Source organism: Mycobacterium sp. IDUB_9 (assembly GCF_055419505.1).
The window spans coordinates 203,651-222,929 of record NZ_JBVAXU010000002.1 but is presented as its reverse complement, the minus strand read 5'-3'; the positions used below and the strand labels follow the sequence as shown (position 1 = coordinate 222,929).

Genomic DNA, 19,279 nt, shown 5'->3' with positions numbered 1-19,279 from the left:
CCTACGACTTCACGGCACCGAAATGTCGATGACCAACGCCCGATGATCCGAAATCGGTAGGTGCGGTGCCACGCATTCGGTGGCGGACAGCCTGGGGTCGTCGGTGAGGATGTGGTCGAGTTGCGTCGTCGGCGTATCGGCAGGAAACGTCGGGGCGGCCCCGAGCGGCCGCCAGTGCTCCGGCGCGCCCGAGTTGAGGTCTCCCATGAGAATCCGCGGTCCGGGAAAGCCGCTCAGATCCCGTATCAGATGCCGCAGTTGCAGCCGGTTCCAGCCCGGCACGAACGACAGGTGGGTATTGGCCACCGAGATCGCGCCCAGCGGGGTGTCGACGCGGGCCACCATCGCGGCCCGGGGCTCCTCGTGCACGATGCGGAACCGGCGGATCCCCGAGACGTACATCGGAAACCGGACCGGTATCCGCGGGAGTCGCAACACCTGCCAGTTCTCGACCGGGTACCGGGTGAGCAGGGCGATGCCGTACGCGGCGGTGCCGGGCTGTTCGCGCCCGGTCGCGGCCATCCAGGTGGCGCCGGGGGTTCCGGAGATGGCTGCGACGAACCGGTGGTGCACGGCGTTCATCGCCCGGGCGGCGACGGCGGTCAGATCCGCTTTGCCCGAGCGCGGCTGATCCAGGTCGACTTCTTGCAGCGCGAGGATGTCGGCGTCGAGTTCGGCCACCGCGGCGGCAAGTCTGCCCAGGTCGACATCGCCATCGTGAACACTGCGTCCGTGCAGGATGTTGAAAGTGGCCAGCCGCATGGGTACTCAGTACCCACAACGGCGCCGGCTCGATCATCGACGCCCCAGAGAGCTTGGAGCGCAGATGCTCGACCGCAACGACGCACTCCGTGACGCGCTGAAGCGTGCCGCGTCGGCGTTCAAGGCGCACGGGCCGCAGTTCGCGCTGGCCGGCAGCTACGCGTTGTGGGCCCACGGTGCGCCCGAACCCGTGCACGACGTCGATTTCGTCGTCGCCGAGACCGACGCCGAGGCAGCCGAGGTGGCGTTGCGCAAAGCCGGGTTTCAGATCGTGCATGCCCCCGAGGACTGGTTGTTCAAGGCCTATCCCGACGACGACGTCCTGGTCGACGTGCTCTACCAGCTCAACGGGGCGTCAGTGGATGCCGCGGTGCTGGGATCCGCCGAGGTGCTCGATGTGCTGGCGATCCGGATGCCGGTCCTGCCGCCGACGCTCGTGGTGTCGGAGAAGCTGCGGTCGCTCAACGAACACCATTGCGACTTCGCGGCGCTGCTGCCCGCCGCCCGTGCGGTCCGCGAGCAGGTCGACTGGGATGTCGTGCGCGCTACGACCGCCGACAACGACTTCGCCGCCGCGTTCCTGATGCTCGTCGACCGGCTCGGGATCACCTAGTTCCGCGAGAGGCGGTGTGCAGGCGGGCCGCGACGGCTGCGACAGCGGCAGCTACCTCGGGCGGCTCGATCACCTCGAAGTCGTGGCCGACGGTGGCGAAATAGAGCACCATGCGCTCGGGGTCGTCGGCGCCGGTGGTGACGATGCAGGCGTCGGGCCCGTCCGCCTCGACGGTGGCCGATGCCGGCGGAAACTTCTGTGCCACAACCTCTTGCGAGGCGTGATAGCGCACGCGGGCGACGTAGCGGTAGGGCGAGGAGCTGATCGAGCGGCGCACGTAGTCGGCCGCGTCCGGCGCCTTGCGCGGCGCGAAGGTGGTACCGCGGGCCGCCACCGCGGACATCCGGTCCAGGCGCAGACTGCGCCAGTCGTCGCGGTCACGGTCGTAGGCCATCAGATACCAGCGACGGCCGGTGGTCACCAGTTGATAGGGCTCCAGCCGCCGCTGGGTGTGGTTGCCCCGGATGTCGGTGTAGTCGGAGTTGACGTGCTCGCGGTCGCGGCAGGCGCGGGCCAGGATCATCAGCACCTCGGGGTCCACCGGGGAGTCCGAGGAGTTGGGGGCCAGGGTGACGGTGGCGTCGTGCACCGCCGAGACCTGTGAACGCAGCCGCGCGGGCATGACCTGGTCGAGCTTGGACAGCGCCCGCAGAGCGGATTCGCCGACGCCGGCGACGCTTCCACCGGCAGCCAGCCGCAGGCAGACGGCCATCGCGACGGCTTCGTCTGGATCGAGGAGCAGTGGGGGCAGCGCCGCACCTGCGCCGAGTTGGTAGCCCCCACCCTGCCCCTTGCTGGCGTGGACGGGGTACCCGAGCTCACGCAGCCGCTCGATGTCGCGACGGACGCTGCGGGTGGTGACACCGAGCCGTTCGGACAGCTCTTCACCCGTCCAGCCTCGGCGCGACTGCAACAATCCGAGGAGTTGCAGCACGCGGCCGGTGGTTTCACTGCTCACGACCATGCAAGAAGTCTGCCGCATGTTTAGGACCGAATCTGTCCTATATGAGTGAGAACGTATTCCCATGTGGACAAACCTTCTGGCCGACCAACTGGACTTCCACTGGACAAATCAGCTGAGGCCGCGATTGGACGGCCTGACCGACGACGAGTATTTCTGGCAACCCGTCCCCGACTGCTGGACCATCCGCCCCGACGGTGCCATCGACTTCAGTTATCCACCGCCACAACCGGAACCGTTCACCACCATCGCGTGGCGGCTGGCGCACGTCATCGTCGGCGTGTTCGCGATGCGCAGCCACTCGCACTTCGGCGGACCACCGGCCGACTACGAGTCCTGGCCGTATGCCACCGATGCGGCCACCGCCCTGAGCCAACTCGACGACGCGTACCGAAATTGGATCGACGGGGTTCGGGGCCTCGACGAGAATGACCTGGCGAAGCCGGTCGGTCCGGCCGAAGGCCCGTGGGCCGAGCACCCGATGGCCGAGTTGGTGCTGCACATCAACCGGGAGGTAATCCACCACGGCGCCGAAATCGCATGCATCCGTGACCTTTACGCACATTCAACCCACAGCAAGGAGAACTGAACCATGCCCGGAATGCCGCCTCCCAAGACCGACGAACGCCAGAGCCTCGTCGAGTTCCTCGCCTTTCAGCAGAACGCCTACTTCGCCGTGGCGCACGGCCTGACCGACGAGCAGGCACGGTCCACGCCGTCAGTGAGCGCGCTGTCGGTCGGCGGACTGATCAAACACGTCACCGCGGTGCAGAAGAGCTGGGCCGCCCGCGCCGAGCATGGACCGCAGTTCCCGCCGGCCGATCCCCGCCCGTTCGAAGAACAGGCCGCCGAGTACGCCGACATGCACGTGATGCGCGAGGACGAAACCCTGGCCGGTCTCCTCGACGCCTTCAAGGCCCAGAACGCCGAGACGCTGCGGGTATTCGCCGAGCAGGACCTCGAAACCTCGGTTCCGGTGCCCCACGATGTGCCGTGGTTCCCGCAGGACGTCGACAACTGGTCGGTGCGGTGGGTGGCCATGCACCTGATCGAGGAACTCGGCCGGCACGCCGGGCATGCCGACATCATCCGCGAATCCATCGACCGCGCAACGATGTACGAGTTACTGGCAGCCGAGGAACAGTGGCCCGAGACCGAGTGGATCAAGCGCTGGCGCCCGGCCTAACTGGCGGCACCGCCGCCCCGGCCTAACTGGCGGCACCGCCGCCCCGGCCTAACTGGCGGCACCGCCGCCGAGCACCAGCCGGAGCGCATAATCCACCACCACGTCCAGGTCGTCGCCCAGGTTGCCGCTCAGCCACTGCTGGGCGAGCTCGGCCATCGCACCGGTGTACATGGCCGCGCCCACCTGGGCGGCCACCGGATCCGAACGCGGGTGCAGCCGGCCGCCCTCGGACAGCACGGCCTCGCGCAACAGGTCCTGGGTCGCCGTGCGTCGGGCGGCCAGTACCGGGTTGGCCCTGGCGTCGGTGAACAGCACCCGTCCCCGCCGAGGGTCGGCTGAGCTGAAGCCCAGTACCGCGGCGATGCCGGCGCGGGTCCTGGCCCGTAGGGAGTCTGCGGCCCCGGCCGTCGCGGCGTCGACGTCGACGGCCAGGGCCGCGCTGACCTCGTCGTACACGGCTCCGAGCAGGTCGTCGGTGTCGGCGAAGCTCTCGTAGAAGTAGCGGGTGTTCAGGCCGCATTCGCGGCACACCGAACGCACCGAGACCGCCGCCTCTCCGCCGTCTCCGAACAGCCGGAACGCCGCGTCCACCAGCAGGGCGCGGCGTTCGGCCCGGCGGTCGTTCAGCGGCACACCGGCCCAGCGGGTGGGGCTCGACATTGCTACAGCTTAAGTCTGGTCACACCCGTACCCAAAATGTATTCTGGCTACGGACGTAACCAGAAGGGGGTCCGCGGTGGACATGCCACACCAGGTGCTCGAGCAGATGCTTCAGCGGAAGTTCGACAAAGACATCCGCCAGCACTACTTCCGTGGCATGGAGTTCGCCGGCCCGGCCGGCGATCCAGGCTGGTTCGGCCCGGGCAGCGCCGTCTGGCACGTCCACTCCCACACCGAAGCGTTGATCTTCGGGCTGCAGTGTGCGGCCTACATCGAACGGCTGGATCCCTCCATCTACTGGATGGGCATGCACCATTCGCGTCTGGTCAAGCGAGATCCCGAGACGGGGGTCGCCGTACCGCAGATCGATCCCCAGGGCGCGGCGGTGAGACTGGGGCACTCCATCGCGTTCTTCATCGGCACGGCCTATGGCAACACCGAGACCGCCGAACGGGTGGCCAAGACCGTCCGCGCCATGCACCACACCATCAAGGGGACCCGCCCCGACGGTGCGGTCTATGACGCCGACGATCCGGACTGGCTGCGCTGGAACTATGCGACGGTGGTGTGGGGGCTGGCCACCGCGCACGAGATCTACCATCCGAACCCGTTGCGCGGTAAGAAACTTGACCGCTACTACGGCGAATTCATCCGGGTCGGCCATGCCCTCGGTGGCACCGACCTGCCCGAGACCAAGGCCGAGACCCTGGAGTGTCTGCACTCTTACCTGCCCAAGCTGGCGCTCACCCACGGTGCGGCCATGGCCACCGGCCCCAACCTGCCGATGCCGCAGAGTGCGGTGGACTGGGCGATCCGCGACACCATGCCGAAGTGGGCCAAGCAACTGATCGGGCACTCTGATCCCAATCCGATCGAGCGGGCGGCCCGGCGTGCGATGGTGTGGTCGATCATCAACGGGCTGCATACCGCGGCCGGCACCACGCGCGAGTTCCGGGCGGCACAGAAGCGAGTGGACGCCGGCATCGATCCCCTGCTGGGGCCGCACACCGAGCCCACTTACGTACCCGGAAGCGACCCCGTTCTGAGCCGCGAAGAGGTCGAAGAAAGCTTCGCGTCGGTGTGACTCACGGCACAGATGTTTTTGGCCCGACCGTGGCCTTTGAGACACTGCAGCTATGAGCACTACGCCGCCGAAAACCAAGCACCGCGAGGTCGCCAGGTTGAGCCGGGTGCCGCTGCCCGTGGAAGCCGCCCGTATCGGGGCCACCGGGTGGCAGATCACCCGGACCGGAGCCCGTGTCGCCGCCAGCATGTTCGGTGCCGGATCTCTGCAGCAGAAGATCATCAGACAGGTGCCGCAGACCTTCTCCGACCTGGGGCCCACCTACGTCAAGTTCGGCCAGATCATCGCGTCGAGCCCCGGTGCCTTCGGTGAGCCGCTGAGCCGCGAGTTCCGCAGCCTGCTCGACCGGGTGCCTCCGGCGAATGCGGAAGCCATCCACCAGCTGTTCAAAGAGGAGCTCGGCGACGAGCCCACGAAACTGTTCAAGAGTTTCGACGAGAAGCCGTTCGCCTCGGCCTCGATCGCCCAGGTGCACTACGCCACGCTGCACAGCGGCGAGGAGGTGGTGGTCAAGATCCAGCGCCCGGGGATCCGCCGCCGCGTCGCCGCCGACCTGCAGATCCTCAAGCGCGGCGCGCAGCTGGTGGAGCTGGCCAAGCTGGGCCGGCGCCTGTCGGCCCAGGACGTGGTCGCCGACTTCGCCGAGAACCTGGCCGAAGAGCTCGACTTCCGGCTGGAGGCCCAGTCGATGGACGCCTGGGTGTCGCACATGCACGCCTCCCCACTCGGCGAGAACATCCGGGTGCCTCAGGTCTACTGGGACCTGACCAGCCAGCGGGTCCTGACGATGGAACGAATCACCGGGGTACGCATCGACGACGCGGCGGCCGTCCGCAAGAAGGGCTTCGACGGCACCGCGCTCGTCAAGGCCCTGCTGTTCAGCGTGTTCGAGGGCGGCCTCAAGCACGGCCTGTTCCATGGCGACCTGCACGCGGGCAACCTCTACGTCGATGACGACGGCAAGATCGTGTTCTTCGACTTCGGCATCATGGGCCGCATCGACCCACGCACCCGGTGGTTGTTGCGCGAGCTCGTGTACGCCCTGCTGGTCAAGAAGGACCATGCGGCCGCGGGCAAGATCGTCGTACTGATGGGCGCGGTCGGCACCATGAAGCCCGAGGCGCAGGCCGCCAAGGACCTGGAGAAGTTCGCTACCCCCCTCACCATGAAGTCGCTCGGCGATATGTCCTACGCCGAAATCGGCAAGCAACTCTCCGCGCTGGCCGATGCCTACGACGTGAAGCTGCCCCGCGAATTGGTGTTGATCGGCAAGCAGTTCCTCTACGTGGAGCGGTACATGAAGCTGCTCGCGCCGAACTGGCAGATGATGAACGATCCACAGCTCACCGGGTACTTCGCCAACTTCATGGTGGACATCAGACGGGAGCACAAGCAGAGCGAAGACGGCGACGGGATCGAGGGCTGAGTGGCCGGGATGGACGTGCGAACCGGATTCGCCAAGTCGTCCGCCGAGCCCGGCGATGTCGACCTGTATTACGAGGACATGGGCGACCCGAATGATCCTGCCGTGCTGCTGATCATGGGCCTGGGCGCGCAGATGCTGTTGTGGCGCACCGGTTTCTGCGAAAAGCTGGTGAACCTGGGATTGCGCGTGATCCGGTACGACAACCGCGACGTGGGCCTGTCCACCAAGTTGTCCGGCAGGCGGGTCGATTCCCCGCTGCCGCTGCGGCTGGCCCGGTCGTTTCTGGGCCTGCGCAGTCCGTCGGTCTATACGCTCGAAGATGTCGCCGATGACGCTGCTGCACTGCTGGATCACCTCAGGATCGACACCGCCCACATCGTCGGCGGTTCGATGGGCGGGATGATCGCCCAGGTGTTCGCGTCCCGGTACACACAGCGCACCAAGTCGCTGGCGGTGATCTTCTCCAGCAACAACCAGCCGTTGTTGCCGCCGCCGGGCATCAAGCAGCTGCTGTCGGTGATCACCGGCCCACCCGCCAATTCATCGCGAGACACCGTCATCGACAACGCAGTTCGGATCAGCCGGATCAACGGCAGCCCCGGCTACCCCACTCCCGAGGCGGAGATCAGAGCCCAGGCCGCCGAACTGTACGACCGCGCCTACTACCCGGCCGGGATCGCCCGACATTTCGATGCGATTCTGGGCAGCGGCAGCCTGCGCCATCACGACAAGCGGATCAACGTCCCCACCGTGGTGATCCATGGCCTCTCCGACCGGTTGATGCGTCCGTTCGGCGGACGGGCGGTGGCTCGTTCCATCGAGGGCGCCCGCCTGGTGCTGATCGACGGCATGGGTCACGAGCTACCCGAACCGGTGTGGGACGAGGTCGTCGGCGAGCTCAAGACAAACTTCGCCAGTTCCAGCTGATTTCTGCATCTGCAACGTTAATTACCGCAACCAGCGTTTGCCAGGGTTTGAACACTCGGTAGCTGGGAAAACAGGCCTTACAGTTTTCTGCAGCAGTCTGGGGGGACAGCTCGGTCAAGAAGTGGCCCAGCGTGCTCTCGCCCAGTAGGTCCCCTCTCGGTAGGTGACACGTGGCCAGAAAGCCTGAGCAACTCAAACCCCATTTCGACGACGTACAAGCCCACTACGACCAGTCCGACGATTTCTTCGCCCTGTTCCTGGATCCGACCCGGACCTACAGTTGCGCGTTCTTCGAACGCGATGACATGACGCTCGAAGAAGCCCAGCTCGCCAAGATCGACCTGGCATTGGGCAAGCTGGGTCTGCAACCCGGGATGACCTTGCTCGATGTCGGATGCGGCTGGGGCGCAACGCTTATGCGCGCAATCGAGCGTCACGGCGTCAATGTCGTCGGCCTCACACTCAGCCGCAACCAGCGGGCGTACGTGCAGAACATGTTCGACGAATCCGACAGTCCATGCACCAAAAGAGTCCTGCTGGCCGGCTGGGAGCAGTTCGACGAGCCGGTGGACCGCATCGTCTCGATCGGTGCGTTCGAGCACTTCGGTCACGACCGCTACGACGACTTCTTCGCGTTCGCCCACGATGCGCTGCCCGACGACGGGGTGATGCTGTTGCACACGATCACCGGGCTGTTACCGCAGCAGATGATCGACCGGGGGATGCCGTTGTCGTTCGCATTCGCGCGGTTCATCAAGTTCATGACCACCGAGATCTTCCCGGGTGGGCGGCTGCCGTCCATTGAGATGGTCACCGAACATGCAGAGCGCGCGTCCTTCCGGCTGACCCGCAGGCAGTCTCTGCAGCCGCACTATGCGCGCACGCTCGACCTGTGGGCGGCCGCGCTGCAGGCATGCCACGACGATGCGGTGCGGATCCAGTCCCAGGAGATGTACGACCGCTACATGCATTACCTGACAGGCTGCGCCGGCGCGTTCCGCGTGGGGTACATCGACGTCAACCAGTTCACCCTGCATGTCGCGAGTTAATTTTCTTCGCTGAAGTGGCACCGCCTGAGCAGTTTCCGCAGGAAATCAGTACACAATTGGTTGCCTAAGCGAATAACTTTGTTTGCCAACGAAATTCATTGACAGTGGCGACGACAGGTCCGCCGGGAGTGCCTGCGGTACCCTGAGATCGCGCCGAAGAACTCTACAGCTTGGAGCATAGCTAATATGTCCAAATTGACACCGAAATATGAAGAACTGCAGTCGATCTACGACATTTCAAATGAATTCTATGAACTGTTCCTAGGCCCCACGATGGGTTACACCTGCGGCTATTTCGAACGCGAGGACATGACCGGCGACGAAGCCCAGATCGCCAAATTCGATCTGGCGCTGGGCAAGCTGGGGCTGGAACCAGGGATGACTCTGCTCGACATCGGCTGCGGTTGGGGCGCCGGCATGGCACGCGCGATCGAGAAATACGACGTCAATGTCATCGGGCTGACTCTCAGTGGCGAGCAGCGTGAATACGCCATCGAAAAGCTCGCCAAGATTCCCACCGACCGCAACGTCGAGGTTCGGCTCCAGGGCTGGGAAGAATTCGACGACAAGGTCGACCGCATCGTGTCAATCGGTGCCTTCGAGCATTTCGGATTCGAGCGGTATCCGGCATTTTTCGAGACGACCTACAACGCGCTGCCCGACGGCGGCACCATGTTGCTGCACAACATCACCGGATTCGACCTTCGTCAAGGTCAGAAGCTCGGCCTGCACATGACGTTCGAAGACGCCCGGTTCGCCCACTTCATCATGACCGAGATCTTTCCCGGTGGTCGGCTGCCGTCGGTGGAGATGGAGCAGGAGAAAGCCACCGAGGCCGGGTTCAAGCTCACCCAGCTGCAGGAGATCGGCCCGCACTACGTCCGGACGCTCAAGAACTGGGCCGAGGCGCTCGAGGCGCACAAGGACGAGGCCATCGCAATCCAGGGCCAAGAGGTTTACGACCGCTACGACAAGTACCTCAACGGCTGCCAGAAGTACTTCGCCTCGGGCCACATCAGCGTGCATCAGTTCACGTTGCAGAAGTAGCCGCCGAAAACATCTCCCGAAGAGTGTCGGATCCCGGCAGCCTCGTTCGTCGGATGGGTAGAGAGTGGAACAGAGGGTTTCGCTCGCTGACACCGGGAGATGACGATGCACTACTTCGCTTTACTGATCAGCCAGGATGTCGAACTCACACCCGAGCAGCGGGCCGAGGGCATGGCTGCCTTCGAGGCTTTCCACAGCAAGGCCAAGTCAGCGATCCGGGCGGGCGACGCACTGGACCGGGCCGCCACCGCGACCCGCATCACCGGCGGGCCGGACCACCCGACGGTCACCGACGGCCCGTACGCCGAGGGTGCCGAGGTGGCCTGCGGCTACTACGTGTTCGAGGCCGACAATCTCGACGAGGCACTGACGCTGGCCCGCGACATCCCGGTCGCCCAGTTCGGTGCGGTCGAAGTGTGGCCGATGGTCCACTGGCAGGCTCCCGAGCAGCCACTGGGCAACGATTGGCTGGCACTGCTGCTGGAGCGGCCGGAGGACGTTCACACCCCGGGCACCGATGAGTGGAACCAGCAGGCCGGCCTGCACGTCGAACTCGCCAAGACCATCGGCGACAAGACGCTTTCCGGCGCTCCGCTGCATCCGCCGTCCACCGCGACCACCGTCCGCGTGCGTGACGGCAAGGTCATGCTCACCGACGGCCCGTATGCCGAGGGCGCTGAGGTGGCCAACGGCTTCTACGTTCTGCGTGCGTCCGATCGGGAGGAGGCGGTCAAGCTGGCGTCGATGATTCCGGCGTCGGCCATCGAGGTCCGCCAGTTGTCGGACGTCGCGGGCCTGTAGTCCTCGGTGACCCAGCTGGACGGCGTCTTTCGGCGCGAGTGGGGCCCGGCGGTGGCCACCATCGCCCGCTGGTCGGGTGATCTCACCGTGGCCGAGGACGCCGTCCAGGAGGCCTGCGCCCAGGCGTTGCAGGTATGGCCGGCCGACGGCGTGCCCGCCAGTCCCGGTGCGTGGCTGACAACGGTGGCACGTAATCGGGCCCTGGACCGCCTGCGGCGTGAATCTGCCCGTCCCGGAAAGGAACTCGCAGCCGTGTACGAACGGGTGAGCGCGTCCGGTGACGGGGAGCTGCAGCCGGTGCGCGACGACGAGCTGCGGATGATGTTCACCTGCGCTCACCCCGCGCTGGACCGCAGCTCGCAACTGGCTTTGACGCTGCGGTTGATCTCCGGTCTCACCGTCACCGAGATCGCCCGGGCGCTGCTGCAGTCGGAGGCCGCGGTGGGTCAGCGAATCACCAGGGCCAAGAACAAGATCCGCCAGGCCAACATCCCGTTGCGGGTCCCGCCACCGGAGCTTCTGGCTGAGCGCACACCACACGTACTCGGCTGCATCTATTCGGTGTTCACCGAGGGCTATTGGTCGACGGGCGGCCCCTCGGCCATCCGTGACGAACTGTGTGACGAAGGGGTCCGGCTCGCGGGTGAGCTGTGCTCGTTGTTGCCAGGCAATCGTGACGCCCATGCCCTCGCCGCGCTTGTGCTGCTACATGATTCACGCCGACGGACCCGCGTGGACGAGAGCGGTGCGTTGATACCGCTGGACGAGCAGGACCGTAGCCACTGGGACCGCGGCCGTATCGCCCGAGGCCTGGAACAGTTGCGATCGGCCGACGGCGCACCTGGCACCTATCTTCCGCAGGCGGTGATCGCGGCGGTGCATGCCACAGCGCCCACCTGGCAGCTCACCGACTGGGGCACCATCTGCCTGGCCTACGACCGTTTGGCGGCGATGACGGACTCGCCAGTTGTACGCGCCAATCGTGCACTCGCCGTTGGCTTCCGCGACGGATTCCCGGCCGGGCTGGCCGCGCTCGACGAGGTGGCCGACGATCCGCGGCTGGCCCGGACGAATGCGGTGGCGCCGATCCGGGCGGACCTGCTGCGCCGGGCCGGCCGGCTGAGCGAGGCCCAGCACTGGTACCGCGTCGCCCTCGAAGGCGAAGGCGCTGGGTCTGAGCCGGCGCGGGCGTTCCTGCGCCGCCGCCTCGCCGAATGCCTCACCCCCTGATGCCGAGCAGACACAAAACTGCCCCTTTTCAAGCGAAAAGGGGCAGTTCCGTGTCTGCTCGCGCAGAAAAAGCTACTCCTCGGTGAAGTTCCGGGTCACCGACGGGTCAACCGGGATACCCGGGCCCGTGGTGGTCGACACGGTGACCTTCTTGAGGTAGCGACCCTTCGAGGACGACGGCTTGGCCCGCAGCACCTCGTCGAGGGCGGCGCCGTAGTTCTCGGCCAGCTTGGCCTCGTCGAAGGATGCCTTGCCGATCACGAAGTGCAGGTTGGCCTGCTTGTCGACGCGGAAGTTGATCTTGCCGCCCTTGATGTCGGCCACAGCCTTGGTGACATCGGGGGTGACGGTGCCGGTCTTGGGGTTCGGCATCAGACCGCGCGGGCCCAGCACGCGGGCGATCCGACCGACCTTGGCCATCTGGTCCGGGGTGGCGATCGCGGCGTCGAAGTCCAGGAAACCGCCCTGGATCTTCTCGATCAGGTCATCGCTGCCGACGACATCGGCGCCGGCAGCCAGCGCCTGCTCGGCCTTCTCGCCGACGGCGAAGACGGCGACGCGGGCGGTCTTACCGGTGCCGTGCGGCAGGTTGACGGTGCCGCGCACCATCTGGTCAGCCTTGCGCGGGTCGACGCCGAGGCGGATGGCGACCTCGACGGTGGCGTCCTGCTTCTTGGAGGAGGTCTCCTTGGCCAGCTTCGCGGCGTCAAGCGGCGAGTAGAGCTTGTCCCGGTCGATCTTTTCCGCGGCTTCGCGGTATGCCTTGCTGTTCTTGCTCATTGAAATTCCAATCGTGTTCTTGGAGTCGTGGTGCGGGCCGATGCCAGCCCTGCCACAGGTGGTGACTCGATCGCTGCGCGCGATCTATTCGACCGTGATACCCATCGAGCGCGCGGTGCCGGCGATGATCTTCGACGCGGCGTCGATGTCGTTGGCGTTGAGATCGGCCTTCTTGGTCTCAGCGATCTCGCGCACCTGGTCCCAGGTCACCTTGGCGACCTTGGTCTTGTGCGGCTCGCCCGAACCCTTGGGCACGCCGGCGGCCTTGAGCAGCAGCCTGGCGGCGGGCGGGGTCTTCAGTGCGAATGTGAAGCTGCGGTCCTCGTAGACAGTGATCTCCACGGGGATGACGTTTCCACGCTGCGACTCGGTCGCGGCGTTGTACGCCTTGCAGAACTCCATGATGTTGACGCCGTGCTGGCCAAGTGCAGGACCGACCGGCGGGGCGGGGTTGGCCTGCCCGGCCTGGATCTGCAGCTTGATGAGCCCGGCGACCTTTTTCTTCGGGGCCATGCTTCTGGTGTTCCTTTACTTGCTCATCCAAGGGCGTGAAACGCCCGTTGTTTCTAGCCGCTGTGGCGACTAAATCTTGGAGACCTGGTTGAAGGTCAGTTCGACCGGTGTCTCGCGGCCGAAGATGGAGACCAACACCTTGAGCTTCTGTTGCTCGGCGTTGACCTCGCTGATGGAGGCGGGCAGCGTCGCGAACGGGCCGTCCATGACGGTGACGGACTCGCCGACCTCGAAATCGACCAGGATCTCGGGCCGTTCCAGGGTGGCCTCGGTGCTGGCACCGGCCGCGGCACCCGCGCTGGACTTGGCGGGCTTCTTGGCCGCGCCCTGCGGCAGCAGGAACTTCACCACGTCGTTCAGCGACAGCGGGGACGGACGCGAGGTCGCGCCGACGAAGCCGGTGACACCGGGGGTGTTGCGCACCGCGCCCCACGACTCGTCGTTCAGCTCCATGCGCACCAGGATGTAGCCCGGCAGCACCTTGCGGTTGACCTGCTTGCGCTGGCCGTTCTTGATCTCGGTGACCTCTTCGGTGGGCACCTCGACCTGGAAGATGTAGTCGCCGACGTCCAGGTTCTGCACGCGGGTTTCGAGGTTGGCTTTCACCTTGTTCTCGTAACCGGCATAGGAGTGGATGACATACCAGTCGCCGGGCTTGAGCCGCAGCTCCTTCTTGAGCGCGACTGCCGGGTCCTCGTCTTCGTCGGCAGCTTCGCCGTCGCCCGCGGGGGCCTCATCGGAGGATTCGGCCGGGGCCGACTCGGTCTCGTCGACCGTCTCCGTCTCGGCGGCGTCCTGGCTGTCAGCCAGATCGTCGGTCTGCGACTCGACTGCGTCGACGGCCGGTTGGTCCTCAGCCGGATCGTCGGCAACGGTCTCGTCGCCGTCGAACGTGGTCACGTTGTCAGTCCTCTCTCAAATTCCAGATCAGGTGCCGAACACCAGCGACACCAGTCGCGCCAGGCCGAGATCGGCGCCGGAGATCAGCGCGACCATGAACACCAGGAAGACCAGCACCACCGTGGTGTAGCTGACCATCTGCTTGCGGTTCGGCCAGATCACCTTGCGGAGCTCGGCAACGACCTGCTGCAGGTAGTTGACGACGAACATGATCGGGTTACGCGACGGCCCGGTCTTCTTGGCCTTCGCGTTCTTCTTGGCCTTCTTCGACTTACCGGAGTCGGCCTTGGCACCATCGCTCGACGCGTCGCCCTCAGCGGCCTCGTCGCCGTCGGCCTCACCAACCACGCCACGACGGGTCCGCTTGCCGGTCGGGCGCAGCGGTCGGGTCACCACTGCGGTCTGACCTTGGGAGGTGTCCGTCGCCCCGGAGTCGGCGCCGGCGTCGGTTCCAGTGTCGTCTGCGGAGCCGGCACCTTCACGCTCGTCGCTCACCGCATGCTCCGTTCATCTCTAGCGGATTGGTTTGTTGCGGTCACTTTCCAGTGTCCACACGTTGTCGAGTATTCAGTTTGAGCAGGGGCGACAGGACTTGAACCTGCAACCTGCGGTTTTGGAGACCGCTGCTCTGCCAGTTGAGCTACGCCCCTCTGTCGGTGGCCTACTGGCGCTTCCGCCACCGTACTGCGTCGAGGCTTACACAATTCGCGCGCTCCCCGATCGCTCATGGTCAAGACGACGGACAGCGCGCTGAAATGGGAAAAACCCCGGGTTCCGAGTGTACCCGGCGTGGGCGCGAGAAACTAATCGCGCCCACTGATGACAACTACTCTCCGGCGGCCTTGCGGATGACCTGACCGGATTCCGGATCCCACTTGAGGGAGATCGAATCGTCGCCTTCGTGGCCCATCAGCGTGGTGTATCCATCCAGCACCACCTCACCGTTGTCGTCGGTGCAGACGTTGTGGGTGACGACGATGTCGGCGCCGAAGCGTTTATCTACCGAGGCGATCACCATCTTGGCGTGCAGGCGGTCACCGACCTTGACCGGCCGGTGGTAGACGAACTTCTGATCGACCTGCAGGATCTGCATGGTTTCCATGCCGAGGTCGACATTTCGGAAGAAATCGGCCTGCACCTGCAGCGCGAAGATGGAGGAGAAGGTCGGGCCTGCGACGAGCGCATCGTGGCCCAGGGCGGCCGCGGCCTCCTCGTCCAAGCTGGCCGGATCGTTGGCCTTCACAGCCCGCGCGAACTGCCGCACCTGCTCACGGCCAACCTCGAAAACCTCGGGGTATTCGTAGACCATTCCCAGGATGTCAGCCTTGAGTGCCATGGCCCAGAACTCCTTACGCCAGTTTCGCGGTCGCTGTGGCCCGCCCGAAGATCTTCTTTCCGCCCGCGGTCGCCGAGATGGCCAGCGTAACGAGGTTCTGCTCAGGATCCACGGACTTGACCCGTCCGTTGAAGACGATCTCGGCGCCCACCCCGTCGTTGGGGACCGGCACCACCGCGGTGAAGCGGACGTTGTACTCGGTGACCGCAGCCGGATCGCCGACCCAGGCGGTGACGTAGCCGCCACCGAGGCCCATGGTCAGCATTCCGTGGGCGATCGCGGTGTCGAGGCCGACCTGCTTGGCGATCTCGTCGTCCCAGTGGATCGGGTTGAGGTCACCGGACACGCCGGCGTAGTTGACCAGATCTCCACGGGTCAGTGGGATCACGCGCTCGGGGAGCGTGTCACCGACCTTTACCGAACTGAACTCGCGCAGCGCCATCAGTTAAAACCCTCTTCTCCGTCGCCCGCACGCCCAGCCAGGGTCGTGTAAGCCTCCTGGACCACCTCACCGGTGTCGTCGGTGATGATGTTCTTGGTCACGATGATGTCGGTTCCGTGCGCCTTACGAACGGAATGCACGTACACGTCGCAGTAGAGCTTGTCACCGGCCCTGACCGGCTTGAGGAACCTCAGCTCCTGATCGACCTGGACGATCTGTGCGTCCTGGATGCCGATGTTCGCCCACTCGAAGAACGCCCACTGCGCCTGGTAACCGAAAATGCTGATGAAGGTCAGCGGCGCCGGCAGTGAGTCGTGACCGAGCTCAGCTGCGGCAGCCTCGTCGTGGTAGAACGCATCGTCGTTCTTGACCGCGATAGCGTGTTCGCGAATCTTCTCGCGTCCGACCTCGTAATGCTCGGGATGCCGATAGTGCATCCCGACGATGCTTGACGATAGAGCCACGAGCGTTGGGCTATCGCGACTCTTTGTGCGGCTGGTGGGTGCCGCAGTTGGGGCAGAACTTCTTGATCTCGAGCCGGTCGGGATCGTTGCGGCGGTTCTTCTTGGTGATGTAGTTGCGGTGCTTGCACACCTCGCACGCCAAAGTGATCTTCGGCCGTACGTCGGTACTCGACGCCACGTCAGTTCTCCCTGCTTAAAATCACGCTCTGCTGTTGATGTTCCAGTAGCGGTGGGGGGACTCGATCCCCCGACCTCACGATTATGAGTCGTGCGCTCTAACCAGCTGAGCTACACCGCCCCGATGATGCGAGTCGGCGCACCGCCTGCTCGTCCACCGAGCCCCCTAACGGAATCGAACCGTTGACCTTTTCCTTACCATGGAAACGCTCTACCGACTGAGCTAAGGGGGCCTACCAATCTCAGGCCCTGCGACTTGCTGGCTGCGGGGCCTTAAAGAGGGTACAACCTCCCCGGCAGCCAAACCAAACCGCAGGTCAGCGCGGCCGCCGGGGAGGCGTTTTGCCTGATCGGCTAATCCAGAAGCCAATCGTTGGGCGCGAACAGCTCGCAGTGCACCCGCTCGTGGGCGACTCCGCGGTCACTCAGCTGGGTGCGGACGGCGTCGACGAATCCCGCCCCGCCGCACAGGTAGTACGCGGCGTCGGCGGGCAGTTCGATCCCGTCGAGCTTGAGCAGTCCGGCGTGCACGCCGGGGGCCCCGCCGGTGATGCCGTCCTCGTACCAGAGGTCGAGGCTCGCATTGGGTAGCGCGTCGATCAGCTCGTGCTGACGTTCCCGCAGCGGCTGGCCGCTGTCGCTGCGGTCGGCATGCAGGACCCGCACGTAGGTGTCGGGGGCCTCGGCGGTCAGGAATTCCAGGATGCCGACCATCGGGGTGATCCCGATGCCCGCCGACACCAGCACCAGGGGACCGTCGGGCCGGCCGCCGGTGTAGAGGTCACCGAACGGCAGCGTGACGTCGAGCAGGTCGCCGATACAGAGGTTGGCCCGGATCCAGGAGGAGACCTCGCCGGCGGGCTGGTCCGCGACGGCGTCGACGGGCTTGACCGCGAACGTGAGGTCGGTGGACCCGGGTGCGCCGACGAGGCTGTACTGACGTAGCTGTCGGGCACCGTCGGGCAGCGTCACGCCGACGGAGACATATTGTCCGGGAGCGAAGTTGACGGGCCCGGTGGCGCGCACCGTGACCAGGACCGCACCGGACGGGTCGTCGACGCGGGAGACGACGCGCAGCCGCCGGAAGACGTCACCGGGTTCCACACCGGCGCCGGCGTACAGGTCACGCTCCAGCGCGATCAGGGTCTCGGCCATGATCCAGTAGACCCGGTCCCAGGCCGCGGCGACCTCGGGCGTCACGGTGTCGGCGCCCAGCACCTCGACGATCGCGGCGAACAGGTTGTCGTGCACGATCGGGTACTGGTCGGCGGTGATGCCCAGCGAGGCGTGCTTGTGACCGATGCGCGCCAGCAGCGCCGACGGGTGTGGCAGGTCGGGGTTGACCAGGTGGGTGGCGAACGTGGCGATCGACGCCGCCAGCGCGCGCTGCTGGGCCCCCTGGGCCTGGTTGCCGCGGTTGAACAGGTTGCGCAGCAGCTCAGGGTGGTTGGCAAACAGCCGGCGGTAGAACTCCGAGGTGATCTCGTCGATGTGCGCGCCGATGAGGGGCAGTGTCGCGGAGACGATTTCGGCGTGCTGCGGCTCCAGTTCGTCGCGTACCGCAGACGGCTCGGGGCTGGTGACGGTCATCGGGGATTCCTTTCGGGGGTGGTGAGTTGCAGAACGATCGGTAGGCGGGTGTCCGCCGTCAGGTCGGTGACGGTGTAGCGGTCGAGTTCGCGATAGAACGCCTCCTTCGCGTCGGCCAGCAACCGGCGTAGCCGGCAGGCGGCGATCAGCGGGCAGGGGGAATCCCCGCCGCATTCGATGACCTCGCGGTCTCCTTCGAGTTCGCGCACCAGCCAGCCGATCGAGGCGTTGCGCCCGGCCTCGGTGAGCACCAGTCCCCCGACCCGGCCGCGGCGCGCGTGCACCATGCCGAGTTCGGACAGCTTGGAGACGGCCTTGGCGACGTGATGTTCGGACGCGTTGGCGCCCGAGGCGATGGTGCGGGTGGTGATGCGCCGGTCCTCGGATTCACCCGAGGACAGCAGCATCAGCGTGCGGAGTCCCAAGTCGGTGAACCGGGTGAGGTGCATACCGATGACGCTAGTAATTCCGCATTTTTGATGCGAGTTTTATTGGTGTGGGTTCAAACACCTCATGACGTGCGGTTTTTGGACCTGCGGAGATGCCTGCGCGGAGCCGCAATAGTCTTGACGCATGTCCGAGCCCAAGGTTGCAGACCGCTTGTACTTCCGGCAGTTGTTGTCGGGCCGCGACTACGCGGCCGGCGACCCGATCGCCCAGCAGATGCGCAACTTCTCCTATCTGATCGGCGACCGCGAGACCGGCGACGCCGTGGTGGTCGACCCGGCCTACGCGGCCAACGACCTGGTCGACGCGCTCGAGGCCGACGGCATGCACCTCTCCGGTGTGCTGGTCACCCACCACCACCCCGACCACGTCGGCGGCACGATGGCGGGCTTCTCCCTGAAGGGTCTCGCCGAACTGCTGGAGCGCCAGAGCGTGCCGATCCACGTCAACACCCACGAGGCCGAGTGGGTCTCCCAGGTCACCGGGATCGCGCCGAGCGAGTTGACCTCGCACGTGCACGGCGACAAGGTCGCGATCGGCGCGGTGGAGATCGAGCTACTGCACACCCCCGGCCACACCCCGGGGAGTCAGTGCTTCCTGCTGGAGGGCCGACTGGTCGCCGGGGACACGTTGTTCCTCGATGGTTGCGGGCGCACCGACTTTCCCGGCGGCAATGTCGATGACATGTTCCGCAGCCTGCAGGCGCTGGCCCAACTGCCCGGCGACCCGACTGTCTTCCCGGGGCACTGGTACTCCGAGGAACCGAGCGCTGCGCTCGACGAAGTCAAACGCAGCAACTACGTGTATCGAGCATCGAACCTTGAGCAATGGCGCATGCTGATGGGCGGCTGATGAATCGTTTCAGTTCCACGAAGTGCGGAATC

At 65.6% G+C, this 19,279-nt stretch carries 24 protein-coding genes and 3 tRNA genes; 11 read left to right on the top strand and 16 right to left on the bottom strand.

Features of this window, described 5'->3' with window-relative positions; genetic code table 11:
* Positions 1 to 9: 9 nt before the first annotated feature.
* Complete coding sequence (locus ACZY08_RS09585) at positions 10 to 762, bottom strand: endonuclease/exonuclease/phosphatase family protein (protein ID WP_463745054.1); 753 nt, start codon at positions 760 to 762, stop codon at positions 10 to 12.
* Positions 763 to 826: 64 nt separating this feature from the next.
* Between ACZY08_RS09585 and ACZY08_RS09580 the strand changes: the two genes are divergently transcribed.
* Positions 827 to 1,375, top strand: a complete 549-nt coding sequence (locus tag ACZY08_RS09580) for a nucleotidyltransferase family protein (protein WP_463745055.1) — start codon at positions 827 to 829, stop codon at positions 1,373 to 1,375.
* Here ACZY08_RS09580 and ACZY08_RS09575 read toward each other — a convergent pair.
* Positions 1,368 to 2,339, bottom strand: a complete 972-nt coding sequence (locus ACZY08_RS09575; protein WP_463745056.1) for a helix-turn-helix transcriptional regulator — start codon at positions 2,337 to 2,339, stop codon at positions 1,368 to 1,370. The genes ACZY08_RS09580 and ACZY08_RS09575 overlap by 8 nt on opposite strands.
* Before the next feature lie 61 nt (positions 2,340 to 2,400).
* Between ACZY08_RS09575 and ACZY08_RS09570 the strand changes: the two genes are divergently transcribed.
* Both ACZY08_RS09570 and ACZY08_RS09565 read left to right on the top strand, forming a co-directional pair.
* Positions 2,401 to 2,925, top strand: a complete 525-nt coding sequence (locus ACZY08_RS09570; protein ID WP_463745057.1) for a DinB family protein — start codon at positions 2,401 to 2,403, stop codon at positions 2,923 to 2,925.
* Between the two features lie 3 nt (positions 2,926 to 2,928).
* On the top strand, positions 2,929 to 3,522 hold the full coding sequence (locus ACZY08_RS09565; protein WP_463745058.1) for a DinB family protein: 594 nt from the start codon (positions 2,929 to 2,931) through the stop codon (positions 3,520 to 3,522).
* A gap of 48 nt (positions 3,523 to 3,570) precedes the next feature.
* On the opposite strand, the gene ACZY08_RS09560 is transcribed toward ACZY08_RS09565, so the two are convergent.
* On the bottom strand, positions 3,571 to 4,182 hold the full coding sequence (locus tag ACZY08_RS09560) for a TetR/AcrR family transcriptional regulator (protein WP_463745059.1): 612 nt from the start codon (positions 4,180 to 4,182) through the stop codon (positions 3,571 to 3,573).
* 76 nt (positions 4,183 to 4,258) lie between these two features.
* Between ACZY08_RS09560 and ACZY08_RS09555 the strand changes: the two genes are divergently transcribed.
* From ACZY08_RS09555 to ACZY08_RS09525, 7 genes are all read left to right on the top strand, one after another.
* On the top strand, positions 4,259 to 5,266 hold the full coding sequence (locus tag ACZY08_RS09555) for an oxygenase MpaB family protein (protein ID WP_463745060.1): 1,008 nt from the start codon (positions 4,259 to 4,261) through the stop codon (positions 5,264 to 5,266).
* 52 nt (positions 5,267 to 5,318) lie between these two features.
* Positions 5,319 to 6,692 (top strand): ABC1 kinase family protein, encoded by a 1,374-nt coding sequence (locus ACZY08_RS09550; protein ID WP_463745061.1) that lies wholly within the window; start codon positions 5,319 to 5,321, stop codon positions 6,690 to 6,692.
* 9 nt (positions 6,693 to 6,701) lie between these two features.
* Positions 6,702 to 7,619: an alpha/beta fold hydrolase gene (locus ACZY08_RS09545; RefSeq protein WP_463745062.1), complete on the top strand. Its 918-nt coding sequence runs from the start codon at positions 6,702 to 6,704 to the stop codon at positions 7,617 to 7,619.
* A 170-nt stretch (positions 7,620 to 7,789) separates the two neighbouring features.
* The gene (locus tag ACZY08_RS09540; RefSeq protein ID WP_463745063.1) at positions 7,790 to 8,668 is read left to right on the top strand and encodes a cyclopropane mycolic acid synthase family methyltransferase; all 879 of its coding nucleotides are present in this window, start codon (positions 7,790 to 7,792) and stop codon (positions 8,666 to 8,668) included.
* Between the two features lie 186 nt (positions 8,669 to 8,854).
* A complete protein-coding gene (locus ACZY08_RS09535; RefSeq protein ID WP_463745064.1) occupies positions 8,855 to 9,715 on the top strand; it encodes a cyclopropane mycolic acid synthase family methyltransferase in 861 nt (286 codons plus the stop codon).
* Between the two features lie 105 nt (positions 9,716 to 9,820).
* A complete protein-coding gene (locus tag ACZY08_RS09530) occupies positions 9,821 to 10,516 on the top strand; it encodes a YciI family protein (protein WP_463745065.1) in 696 nt (231 codons plus the stop codon).
* Between the two features lie 6 nt (positions 10,517 to 10,522).
* Positions 10,523 to 11,746 (top strand): RNA polymerase sigma factor, encoded by a 1,224-nt coding sequence (locus tag ACZY08_RS09525; protein WP_463745066.1) that lies wholly within the window; start codon positions 10,523 to 10,525, stop codon positions 11,744 to 11,746.
* 72 nt (positions 11,747 to 11,818) lie between these two features.
* Here ACZY08_RS09525 and rplA read toward each other — a convergent pair whose 3' ends face one another.
* From rplA to ACZY08_RS09460, 13 genes are all read right to left on the bottom strand, one after another.
* Positions 11,819 to 12,526, bottom strand: coding sequence for a 50S ribosomal protein L1 (gene rplA, locus ACZY08_RS09520; protein ID WP_463745067.1), 708 nt, complete (start codon positions 12,524 to 12,526; stop codon positions 11,819 to 11,821).
* A gap of 84 nt (positions 12,527 to 12,610) precedes the next feature.
* The gene (gene rplK / locus ACZY08_RS09515) at positions 12,611 to 13,039 is read right to left on the bottom strand and encodes a 50S ribosomal protein L11 (protein ID WP_166902518.1); all 429 of its coding nucleotides are present in this window, start codon (positions 13,037 to 13,039) and stop codon (positions 12,611 to 12,613) included.
* Positions 13,040 to 13,108: 69 nt separating this feature from the next.
* Entirely contained in the window at positions 13,109 to 13,849 is a 741-nt protein-coding gene (gene nusG / locus ACZY08_RS09510; protein WP_463745308.1) for a transcription termination/antitermination protein NusG, read from the bottom strand.
* A 117-nt stretch (positions 13,850 to 13,966) separates the two neighbouring features.
* Positions 13,967 to 14,434 carry a preprotein translocase subunit SecE gene (secE, locus tag ACZY08_RS09505; protein ID WP_463745068.1) on the bottom strand — a complete coding sequence of 156 codons (468 nt, stop codon included), beginning with the start codon at positions 14,432 to 14,434 and terminating at the stop codon, positions 13,967 to 13,969.
* An 82-nt stretch (positions 14,435 to 14,516) separates the two neighbouring features.
* A tRNA-Trp gene (locus ACZY08_RS09500) sits at positions 14,517 to 14,589 on the bottom strand.
* A 176-nt stretch (positions 14,590 to 14,765) separates the two neighbouring features.
* Entirely contained in the window at positions 14,766 to 15,275 is a 510-nt protein-coding gene (gene hadC / locus ACZY08_RS09495; RefSeq protein ID WP_463745069.1) for a (3R)-hydroxyacyl-ACP dehydratase subunit HadC, read from the bottom strand.
* 13 nt (positions 15,276 to 15,288) lie between these two features.
* Complete coding sequence (gene hadB, locus ACZY08_RS09490; protein WP_463745070.1) at positions 15,289 to 15,717, bottom strand: (3R)-hydroxyacyl-ACP dehydratase subunit HadB; 429 nt, start codon at positions 15,715 to 15,717, stop codon at positions 15,289 to 15,291.
* A complete protein-coding gene (gene hadA / locus ACZY08_RS09485) occupies positions 15,717 to 16,181 on the bottom strand; it encodes a (3R)-hydroxyacyl-ACP dehydratase subunit HadA (protein ID WP_463745071.1) in 465 nt (154 codons plus the stop codon). The genes hadB and hadA overlap by 1 nt, the downstream gene beginning before the upstream one ends.
* 10 nt (positions 16,182 to 16,191) lie before the next feature.
* On the bottom strand, positions 16,192 to 16,359 hold the full coding sequence (gene rpmG, locus ACZY08_RS09480) for a 50S ribosomal protein L33 (RefSeq protein ID WP_003881823.1): 168 nt from the start codon (positions 16,357 to 16,359) through the stop codon (positions 16,192 to 16,194).
* A gap of 46 nt (positions 16,360 to 16,405) precedes the next feature.
* Positions 16,406 to 16,479: transfer RNA gene (locus ACZY08_RS09475), tRNA-Met, on the bottom strand.
* A 39-nt stretch (positions 16,480 to 16,518) separates the two neighbouring features.
* A tRNA-Thr gene (locus ACZY08_RS09470) sits at positions 16,519 to 16,591 on the bottom strand.
* 121 nt (positions 16,592 to 16,712) lie between these two features.
* Positions 16,713 to 17,948, bottom strand: a complete 1,236-nt coding sequence (locus tag ACZY08_RS09465) for a globin domain-containing protein (protein WP_463745072.1) — start codon at positions 17,946 to 17,948, stop codon at positions 16,713 to 16,715.
* Positions 17,945 to 18,397, bottom strand: coding sequence for an RrF2 family transcriptional regulator (locus tag ACZY08_RS09460; protein WP_463745073.1), 453 nt, complete (start codon positions 18,395 to 18,397; stop codon positions 17,945 to 17,947). The genes ACZY08_RS09465 and ACZY08_RS09460 overlap by 4 nt, the downstream gene beginning before the upstream one ends.
* 124 nt (positions 18,398 to 18,521) lie before the next feature.
* Between ACZY08_RS09460 and ACZY08_RS09455 the strand changes: the two genes are divergently transcribed.
* Positions 18,522 to 19,247 (top strand): MBL fold metallo-hydrolase, encoded by a 726-nt coding sequence (locus ACZY08_RS09455; protein ID WP_463745074.1) that lies wholly within the window; start codon positions 18,522 to 18,524, stop codon positions 19,245 to 19,247.
* Positions 19,248 to 19,279 lie beyond the last annotated feature (32 nt).

Coding starts and splice junctions, on each gene's coding strand:
- ACZY08_RS09455 (WP_463745074.1), top strand. CDS start 18,522: ATGTCCGAGCCCAAGGTTGCAGACCGCTTGTACTTCCGGCAGTTGTTG.
- rplA (WP_463745067.1), bottom strand. CDS start 12,526: ATGAGCAAGAACAGCAAGGCATACCGCGAAGCCGCGGAAAAGATCGAC.
- ACZY08_RS09530 (WP_463745065.1), top strand. CDS start 9,821: ATGCACTACTTCGCTTTACTGATCAGCCAGGATGTCGAACTCACACCC.
- ACZY08_RS09565 (WP_463745058.1), top strand. CDS start 2,929: ATGCCCGGAATGCCGCCTCCCAAGACCGACGAACGCCAGAGCCTCGTC.
- ACZY08_RS09545 (WP_463745062.1), top strand. CDS start 6,702: ATGGACGTGCGAACCGGATTCGCCAAGTCGTCCGCCGAGCCCGGCGAT.
- hadB (WP_463745070.1), bottom strand. CDS start 15,717: ATGGCGCTGCGCGAGTTCAGTTCGGTAAAGGTCGGTGACACGCTCCCC.
- hadC (WP_463745069.1), bottom strand. CDS start 15,275: ATGGCACTCAAGGCTGACATCCTGGGAATGGTCTACGAATACCCCGAG.
- ACZY08_RS09585 (WP_463745054.1), bottom strand. CDS start 762: ATGCGGCTGGCCACTTTCAACATCCTGCACGGACGCAGTGTTCACGAT.
- ACZY08_RS09575 (WP_463745056.1), bottom strand. CDS start 2,339: ATGGTCGTGAGCAGTGAAACCACCGGCCGCGTGCTGCAACTCCTCGGA.
- ACZY08_RS09535 (WP_463745064.1), top strand. CDS start 8,855: ATGTCCAAATTGACACCGAAATATGAAGAACTGCAGTCGATCTACGAC.
- rplK (WP_166902518.1), bottom strand. CDS start 13,039: ATGGCCCCGAAGAAAAAGGTCGCCGGGCTCATCAAGCTGCAGATCCAG.
- ACZY08_RS09465 (WP_463745072.1), bottom strand. CDS start 17,948: ATGACCGTCACCAGCCCCGAGCCGTCTGCGGTACGCGACGAACTGGAG.
- ACZY08_RS09580 (WP_463745055.1), top strand. CDS start 827: ATGCTCGACCGCAACGACGCACTCCGTGACGCGCTGAAGCGTGCCGCG.
- ACZY08_RS09550 (WP_463745061.1), top strand. CDS start 5,319: ATGAGCACTACGCCGCCGAAAACCAAGCACCGCGAGGTCGCCAGGTTG.
- ACZY08_RS09560 (WP_463745059.1), bottom strand. CDS start 4,182: ATGTCGAGCCCCACCCGCTGGGCCGGTGTGCCGCTGAACGACCGCCGG.
- ACZY08_RS09460 (WP_463745073.1), bottom strand. CDS start 18,397: ATGCACCTCACCCGGTTCACCGACTTGGGACTCCGCACGCTGATGCTG.
- ACZY08_RS09570 (WP_463745057.1), top strand. CDS start 2,401: ATGTGGACAAACCTTCTGGCCGACCAACTGGACTTCCACTGGACAAAT.